General features: G+C 73.9%; 7 protein-coding genes. 3 read left to right on the forward strand and 4 right to left on the reverse strand.

The genetic code is table 11. The annotated features are described in order from the left end of the window. Positions 1–93 precede the first annotated feature (93 nt). The gene (locus AB0D45_RS34200) at positions 94–954 is read right to left on the reverse strand and encodes a bifunctional methylenetetrahydrofolate dehydrogenase/methenyltetrahydrofolate cyclohydrolase (protein ID WP_362466455.1); all 861 of its coding nucleotides are present in this window, start codon (positions 952–954) and stop codon (positions 94–96) included. Positions 955–1,208: 254 nt separating this feature from the next. Between AB0D45_RS34200 and AB0D45_RS34205 the strand changes: the two genes are divergently transcribed. Then, positions 1,209–1,949 (forward strand): RDD family protein, encoded by a 741-nt coding sequence (locus AB0D45_RS34205; protein ID WP_362466458.1) that lies wholly within the window; start codon positions 1,209–1,211, stop codon positions 1,947–1,949. Between the two features lie 73 nt (positions 1,950–2,022). Here the strand turns inward: AB0D45_RS34205 and purH are convergent, their stop codons facing one another. Further along, positions 2,023–3,600, reverse strand: coding sequence for a bifunctional phosphoribosylaminoimidazolecarboxamide formyltransferase/IMP cyclohydrolase (purH, locus tag AB0D45_RS34210; RefSeq protein WP_362466461.1), 1,578 nt, complete (start codon positions 3,598–3,600; stop codon positions 2,023–2,025). Continuing rightward, positions 3,597–4,220, reverse strand: a complete 624-nt coding sequence (gene purN / locus AB0D45_RS34215; protein WP_361608296.1) for a phosphoribosylglycinamide formyltransferase — start codon at positions 4,218–4,220, stop codon at positions 3,597–3,599. Before purN ends, purH begins: the two co-directional genes overlap by 4 nt. A gap of 247 nt (positions 4,221–4,467) precedes the next feature. Between purN and AB0D45_RS34220 the strand changes: the two genes are divergently transcribed. Further along, a complete protein-coding gene (locus AB0D45_RS34220) occupies positions 4,468–5,043 on the forward strand; it encodes a hypothetical protein (RefSeq protein WP_362466464.1) in 576 nt (191 codons plus the stop codon). Positions 5,044–5,258: 215 nt separating this feature from the next. On the opposite strand, the gene AB0D45_RS34225 is transcribed toward AB0D45_RS34220, so the two are convergent. Further along, a complete protein-coding gene (locus AB0D45_RS34225) occupies positions 5,259–6,776 on the reverse strand; it encodes a DUF6350 family protein (protein WP_362466467.1) in 1,518 nt (505 codons plus the stop codon). 119 nt (positions 6,777–6,895) lie between these two features. Here AB0D45_RS34225 and AB0D45_RS34230 point away from each other — a divergent pair, with 119 nt between their 5' ends. Then, positions 6,896–7,315 (forward strand): helix-turn-helix transcriptional regulator, encoded by a 420-nt coding sequence (locus AB0D45_RS34230; protein WP_362466470.1) that lies wholly within the window; start codon positions 6,896–6,898, stop codon positions 7,313–7,315. Positions 7,316–7,322: the final 7 nt, after the last annotated feature.

The following is a 7,322-nucleotide window of genomic DNA, read 5'->3' on the forward strand; positions in this document are numbered from 1 at the left end:
CCCGGTTCGGCGCCCGGCCCGGCGCCCGGTTCGGCGCCCGGTTCGGGGCGGGCCGCCTCGCCGGGCGTCCCGCCCGTACCGCTCACGTCGTGCTCAGCCCGCACTGGTGGTCCGCTCCGCCGCCTCGACGACGTTCACCAGCAGCTGCGCCCGGGTCATGGGGCCGACACCGCCCGGGTTCGGGGAGATCCAGCCCGCCACCTCGGCGACGCCCGGGTGGACGTCCCCGACGATCTTCCCGCTCTCGTCGCGGCTGACGCCGACGTCGAGCACGGCCGCGCCCGGCTTCACGTCCTCCGGCTTCACCAGGTGCGGCACGCCCGCCGCCGCGACGACGATGTCCGCCTGGCGCAGCAGCCCGGCGAGGTCGCGCGTACCGGTGTGGCACAGGGTCACGGTGGCGTTCTCGGACTTGCGGGTGAGCAGCAGCCCGATGGAGCGGCCGACGGTGATGCCCCGGCCGAGCACCACGACGTGCGCGCCGTTGATCTCGACCCCGTGGTGGCGCAGCAGCTCGACGATCCCGTACGGGGTGCAGGGCAGCGGGCCCTCGATGCCCAGCACCAGCCGGCCCAGCGACGTCGGGTGCAGCCCGTCGGCGTCCTTGGCCGGATCCATCAGCTCCAGGACGCGGTTGGTGTCGATGCCCTTGGGGAGCGGCAGTTGGACGATGTAGCCGGTGCACGCGGGGTCGTCGTTCAGCTCGCGCACGACCGCCTCGATCTCCTCCTGGGAGGCCGTCGCGGGCAGTTCGCGCTGGATGGAGGCGATGCCGACCTCGGCGCAGTCCTTGTGCTTGCCGTTGACGTACCAGCGGCTGCCCGGGTCGTCGCCGACCAGCAGGGTGCCGAGGCCGGGGGTGATGCCCCGCTCCTTCAGCGCCGCCACGCGGGCGGTCAGTTCGGATTTGATCGCGGCCGCGGTGGCCTTGCCATCGAGAATCTGGGCGCTCATGAGGGCATCCTTCCGGATGGGGCGGCCCGGCTTCCAGTCGGGCGGAGGCCGGAACCCGTTCTTCATTGCACTTGCACAACAAGTCTGGCCCGGCTCTGCAACGAACTGGACAAGCCCGGTGCGGGCCCACCACGATGACGGGCAGCAAGACGATCGGAAAGAGTGCCGCGGGCAGTGCCGGGGGGCGTACCGCAGAAAGCAAGTGTCCTCCAGGTGTGCCGTGCGTCCCCGCACTTCACGGAGGAAACACCCAGATGAGCTTCGGCGACCCCAACAACCCCTACGGGCAGCAGCAGCCGCCGCAGGGCCAGCCCGGTTACGGCTACCCGCAGCAGGCCCCGCAGGGCGTCCCGCCGCAGGCCGGCTATGGCTACCCCCAGCAGGGCCAGCCGCCTTACGGCGTCCCGCCGCAGGCTCCCGGAACCCTGCAGGCCAACAACGGCTACATCAACGTGGCGGGCCTCGGTACCGTCCAGGTCGCCACGATGGGCCGCCGCTTCGGCGCGCGTCTGATCGACGGTCTGATCATCGGTGTCCTGTACTTCATCCTGAGCTCCGTGGTGTTCGCGGGCGTCTTCAGCGCGGCCAACGACATCAAGGACTGCACGGGCATCGACCCGATGTCCCCCCAGTACAGCACCTGCCTCAACGAGGCGTCGGCCCAGGCCGGCGAGGCTGCGGGCGGCATCTTCGCGGCCTTCTTCGGCGGCATGCTCATCCTCGGTCTCGCGACCCTGCTCTACGAATGGCTGATGATCGCCTTCGTGGGCGCCACCGTCGGCAAGATGGCCCTCGGCCTGAAGGTCGTCAAGGAGAACACGGGTCAGGTTCCGGGCATCGGCGGCGGCTTCATCCGCTGGATCATCCCCATGGTCGGCGCCTTCCTCTGCGGCATCGGCCAGATCCTGGTCTACCTCTCGCCCTTCTTCGACAATTCGGGCAAGCTCCAGGGCTGGCACGACCGTGCCGCGGGCACGATCGTCGTCAAGAAGTAAGCAGCGGACACCGCTCACGGCGAAGGCCGCGTCCCGCAGTGCGGGACGCGGCCTTCGCCGTTCTTTCGCCGTGTCAGTGGAAGAAGTGGCGCGTACCGGTGAAGTACATGGTCACGCCCGCCTTCTTCGCCGCCTCGACGACCTGCTCGTCGCGGACCGAACCGCCCGGCTGGACGACGGCCTTGATGCCGGCGGCGGTGAGGATCTCCAGGCCGTCCGGGAAGGGGAAGAAGGCGTCCGAGGCCGCGTACGAGCCCTGCGCGCGCTCGGCGCCCGCCCGCTCGACGGCGAGCTTCGCCGAGTCGACGCGGTTGACCTGGCCCATGCCGACGCCGACCGAGGCGCCGTCCTTGGCGAGCAGGATGGCGTTGGACTTGACGGCGCGGCAGGCCCGCCAGGCGAAGGCGAGCTCGGCCAGCTCCTCGGCGGACAGGGCGTCACCGGTGGCCAGGGTCCAGTTCGCCGGGTCGTCGCCCTCGGCCTGGAAGACGTCGGACTCCTGGAGCAGCACGCCGCCGCTGATGGGCTTGAGATCACCCGGCTGGTGCGGGGTGCCGTCCACCTTCAGGACGCGGATGTTCTTCTTCTTGGCGAGGATCTCGACCGCGCCGTCCTCGTAGCCGGGGGCGGCGATGACCTCGGTGAAGATCTCCGCGACCTGCTCGGCGAGCTCGACGGTCACCGGGCGGTTGACGGCGATGACGCCGCCGAAGGCCGACAGCGGGTCGCAGGCGTGCGCCTTGCGGTGCGCGGCGGCGACGTCGTCGCCCACGGCGATGCCGCAGGGGTTGGCGTGCTTGATGATCGCGACGCAGGGCTCGTCGTGGTCGTAGGCGGCCCGGCGGGCGGCCTCGGTGTCCACGTAGTTGTTGAAGGACATCTCCTTGCCGTGCAGCTGCTCGGCGTTGGCGAGCCCGCCCGGCCGGCCGTCGGTGTACAGCGCGGCGGCCTGGTGCGGGTTCTCGCCGTACCGCAGGGGCGACTTGCGCTCCCAGGCACCGGCCAGGAACTCGGGCAGCGCGCCCTCCTCGCCCTCCGGGGCGTACGCGTTGGTGAACCAGGAAGCGACGGCCACGTCGTAGGCGGCGGTGTGCTGGAAGGCCTCGGCCGCGAGCCGCTTGCGGGCGGTCAGGTCGAAACCGCCGCCCTGGGCGGCCGCGAGGACGTCGGCGTAGCGGGCGGGGCTGGTGACGACCGCGACCGAGGGGTGGTTCTTGGCGGCGGCACGGACCATCGAGGGGCCGCCGATGTCGATCTGCTCGACGCACTCGTCGGGGGTGGCGCCGGAGGCCACGGTCTCGCGGAAGGGGTAGAGGTTGACGATCACCAGGTCGAAGGGCTCCACGCCCAGCTCGGCCAGCTGGCGCCGGTGGTCCTCCAGGCGCAGGTCGGCGAGGATGCCGGCGTGCACGCGCGGGTGGAGGGTCTTGACGCGGCCGTCGAGGCACTCGGGGAAGCCGGTGAGCTCCTCGACCTTGGTGACGGGCACCCCGGCGGCGGCGATCTTCGACGCGGTGGAGCCGGTGGAGACGAGCGCGACGCCCGCCTCGTGCAGGCCGCGGGCCAGCTCTTCCAGTCCCGTCTTGTCGTAGACACTCACGAGCGCGCGGCGGATCGGCCGCTGAGTCGTCGTCGTTTCGTTGGCGGTCACTGGATTGTTACCTTTCGTCCCTCAATGCGGTAGCCGTGCCGGGCCAGGCGCCCCACGACGTCGACGAGCAGCTGGCGCTCGACTTCCTTGATGCGCTCATGGAGCGCGGCTTCGTCCTCCCCGTCCCGGATCTCCACGACACCCTGGGCGATGATCGGACCGGTGTCCACGCCGCTGTCCACGAAGTGGACCGTGCAGCCGGTGACCTTCGCCCCGTACGCGAGGGCGTCGCGCACCCCGTGCGCGCCGGGGAAGGCCGGGAGGAGGGCGGGGTGGGTGTTGATGAACCGGCCGCCGAAGCGGTCGATGAAGTTCTTGCCGACGATCTTCATGAACCCGGCGGAGACGACGAGGTCCGGCGCGTACGCGTCGGTCGCGCCGGTCAGGGCGGCGTCCCACTCCTCACGGCTCCCGTAGGCCTTCACCGGGCACACGAAGGTGGGGATCCCGGCCTTCTCCGCCCGCTCGAGGCCGGCGATGTTCTCGCGGTCGGCCCCTACGGCGACGACTTCGGCCCCGAAACCCTCGGCTCCGCCGGGGTGCGCGTCGATGGCGTCGAGCAGGGCCTGGAGGTTGGTGCCGGAGCCGGAAACCAGCACGACCAGGCGGGAGGCGGCCATGGGAGGCCCTTTCTCACAGGATTTGCGACGTTCGTCTTGTGTGGTCATACGAAACTTCGGGGTACCGATATACGGGGAACCATACGAAGCCACCGACCGCCTGCAACGATACCGGCACACGGGACCGCCCCCGAGGGACGGGGGGACGGGCGGGCGGTAGCGTCTGGCGTACACGCCGCACACGACGTGGTACGCCCCCGCACGCGGGGCGCGCACCGCCGACGACTCAGGGGAAGAAACGCACTCGATGCCGGACCGCCGTCAGCCCGACCCCTCGAACGACGACAACCCCTTCGCGGCGCCGCCGGAGGGCCGGCCCGACCAGCCGTGGCAGCCCCGGCAGCCGCAGCGGCCGCAGGACGGCGGCGGCGGTCCGGCCGGCGACGGCCCCGGCGGCCCCGAGGGACCGGCCCGGTGGGACCCGATGGACCCGGTCCAGCGGCGCGCGCGGTACGCGCTGCTGTCGGGCATGTGGGGCTTCTTCTTCGGGATCTTCGGGATCCCCTCGGTGGGGCTGCTGCTGGGCGCGCTGGCCCTGTACTGGGGCATCAGCGCCCTGCGCGGCCGCCCGGCGACCGACGCCGACCCCGGCGGCCTGGCCGCCCTCGGCCCGGCGGCCCGCCCGCAGCGCGCGGCGGCCGTCAGCGGCCTGGTCACGGCGTCGCTGGCGCTGCTGCTGGCGGGAAGCTCGTACGCCCTGCAACTGGCGTACAAGGACTTCTACATCTGCCGCGACGACGCCCTGACCCGCACGGCGGAACTCCAGTGCAACACCCTCCTCCCGGACAACGTGGTGGGCCAGATCCTCAAGGTCCAACGCTGACCCGACCCCCCGGATCACCGGAGGCACCGCCGGGGTCCCCGGGCCGGCGCGGAACGGGGCAGAGCCCCGCGGGGAACGGGGCGGAGCCCCAACGGGTACGGGGCGGAGCCCCGGGGGGTACGGGGCGGAGCCCCGGGGAACGGGCGAAGGGCGGGGAGGGGATCCGGCCCCGCGCAGCGGCACACCCCCCGCGTCCGGCGGACGGAGTCGGCGCGTCAGGAAGGGGTCGGCCGCCGCCGGGCCAGCACCCGCACCCCCACCACCGCGGCCGGCAGCAACGGCTCCGCAGCCACCGCCGCCTCCACCGCGGGAGCAACCAACGGCTCCGCAGCCACCGCCGCCTCCACCGCGGGAGCAACCATCGGCTCGGCCGCCCTCCGCAACGCCTCCCACCGCAGCTCCCGCACCTCCGGGTCGTGCCACGCGTCCGCCGCCCCGGCCTCCTCCCCGCCGCCGCCGGGGGCCCGCACCGGCCGGGTGCGCCACGCATGCACCCCCACCGCCAGCGGCACGGACAGCACCAGCGTCCACCCCGCCGCCGCGCCCCCCACCGCCCACCACACCGGCCCGAAGCCCGCCAGCACCCGCGACCCCAGCGGCCCCGCCGAAGCCGCGGCCAGGCCGGCCATCGCCAGCCCGCACACCACCGCCCCCAGCGCCGCCGTCAGCGCGGTCTCCCCGTACGACACCTCCCGCGCCCGCCGCACCGCGAACCACCCCACCACCAGCCCCGCCAGGACCGGCACCCCCAGCGCCGCCCACGTCACCGGCGTGCCCGGCCCCGGCGCCGGCAGCGCCGCCAGCAGCGGGAACCTCGGCAGGTCCGCCGCCCCCTGGAGGCCGAGCGGGGTCGCCACCGCCCCGGCGCCGAGCGCGAACCCGGGCCCGAGCGCGTACGCCGCGCCCCACACCACCGCGTTCGGGATCAGCGCCAGCGCCAGCAGCAGCACCGCGAACCGCCCCGACCACACCCCGGTCAGCGTCAGGAAGGCGTTCTGCGCCTCCGCCGCGTGCCACGCCAGCGAGGTTCCGACGAGCAGGGTCCCGCCGCCCAGCAGGACGAGCACCCCGGCCGCGCCGGAGCGCAGTGCCAGTGCGTAGCGGGGGCGGCCGACGGCCTTGCGCACGCCGGCCGGAACCCAGCCCGGCAGGGTCCCCCGCGGCTTCCCCTTGGCCGCCCAGACCCCGCCCGCCGCGGCGACCACGGCCACCAGCGGGACGTGCCAGGCCGCGCTGAGCGGGTCGGCCGGCATCGGCCCACCGGCGGCGTACACGGTGGCGAGCGCACCGACCGCCAGGTAGCCGCAGGTCACGGCGGAGAACACGGCACTGGCCGGCAGCACCTCGTCCCCTTCCGCCCCGGCGGCGTCACCCGAGGCACTGCCGAGGCGGGCCGCCCGCCGCATGAGCAGCACGGGCAGGGCCACGAGCAGCAGCGGGACCAGGCCGACGGGTGCCGGCAGCCCCGAGAGGGTGTCGTAGCGGACGAGTTCCGTCCCGTGGGCCATCAGCCACAGTCCGGCAGCGAGGTGCAGCGCGCCGCCGGGGCCGCTGTCCGGGTAGGGGGAGCTGATCCACAGCACGATCACGAGCACGGCCAGGAAGCCGAGCCCCAGCCCGGCGGCGACGGCGCCGCCCAGGACGCAGGCGGCGGCCGCCGGTGAACGGCGCCGCACGGCGCCGGCCCGCGGGGCCGCCGGCGACGGGGTCCCGCGTTCGGTCACTTCGGTCACCCCGCCATGGTGCCCTCGACACGCGCTATGTCCGGGTAACAACCGATTGACCGTTGTGTCGCTCAATATACGTTTATGTACTTTATCGCCCAGAGCAGCCGTGTCGCGGGGAGAGTGGCATGACACAAGACGCCGAAACGTCCTCCGGCTCGGAGCTGGGCCTGCCGTCCCCCAAGGAGCGCCGATGGCTGCGCGAGTCGGGCGGGCTGACGTACGAGGAGGCCGCGGCGCGGGTGGGCGTCACCGCGGCCACCGTCCGCTCCTGGGAGTGCGGCCGCACCGAGCCCCGCGGGCGCACGCGCGAGGCGTACGCCGCACTCCTGGAGCGGCTCGCGGCGGACGGGGCCGCCCCCGTCAGGCCGGTGGCGGCGGGCCCGCCCACCCGCCGGCCCCGGACCGCCGCCGCGCGCGGGGCGAAACCGCCGGCCGACCCGCCCCGCCCGGCACACCCGCCCCGGACGGCCCCGCCACCCCCCCCCCCCGGGGGTGTCCCACCCTCGCCCCGGCGTGGGGCCCCCCCCACGACCGGACACCGGTGAAGTCCGC

The organism is Streptomyces sp. NPDC048352 (assembly GCF_040651895.1).
GTDB lineage: Bacteria > Actinomycetota > Actinomycetes > Streptomycetales > Streptomycetaceae > Streptomyces.

Coding starts and splice junctions, on each gene's coding strand:
- AB0D45_RS34230 (WP_362466470.1), top strand. CDS start 6,896: ATGACACAAGACGCCGAAACGTCCTCCGGCTCGGAGCTGGGCCTGCCG.
- purN (WP_361608296.1), bottom strand. CDS start 4,220: ATGGCCGCCTCCCGCCTGGTCGTGCTGGTTTCCGGCTCCGGCACCAAC.
- AB0D45_RS34220 (WP_362466464.1), top strand. CDS start 4,468: ATGCCGGACCGCCGTCAGCCCGACCCCTCGAACGACGACAACCCCTTC.
- AB0D45_RS34200 (WP_362466455.1), bottom strand. CDS start 954: ATGAGCGCCCAGATTCTCGATGGCAAGGCCACCGCGGCCGCGATCAAA.
- AB0D45_RS34205 (WP_362466458.1), top strand. CDS start 1,209: ATGAGCTTCGGCGACCCCAACAACCCCTACGGGCAGCAGCAGCCGCCG.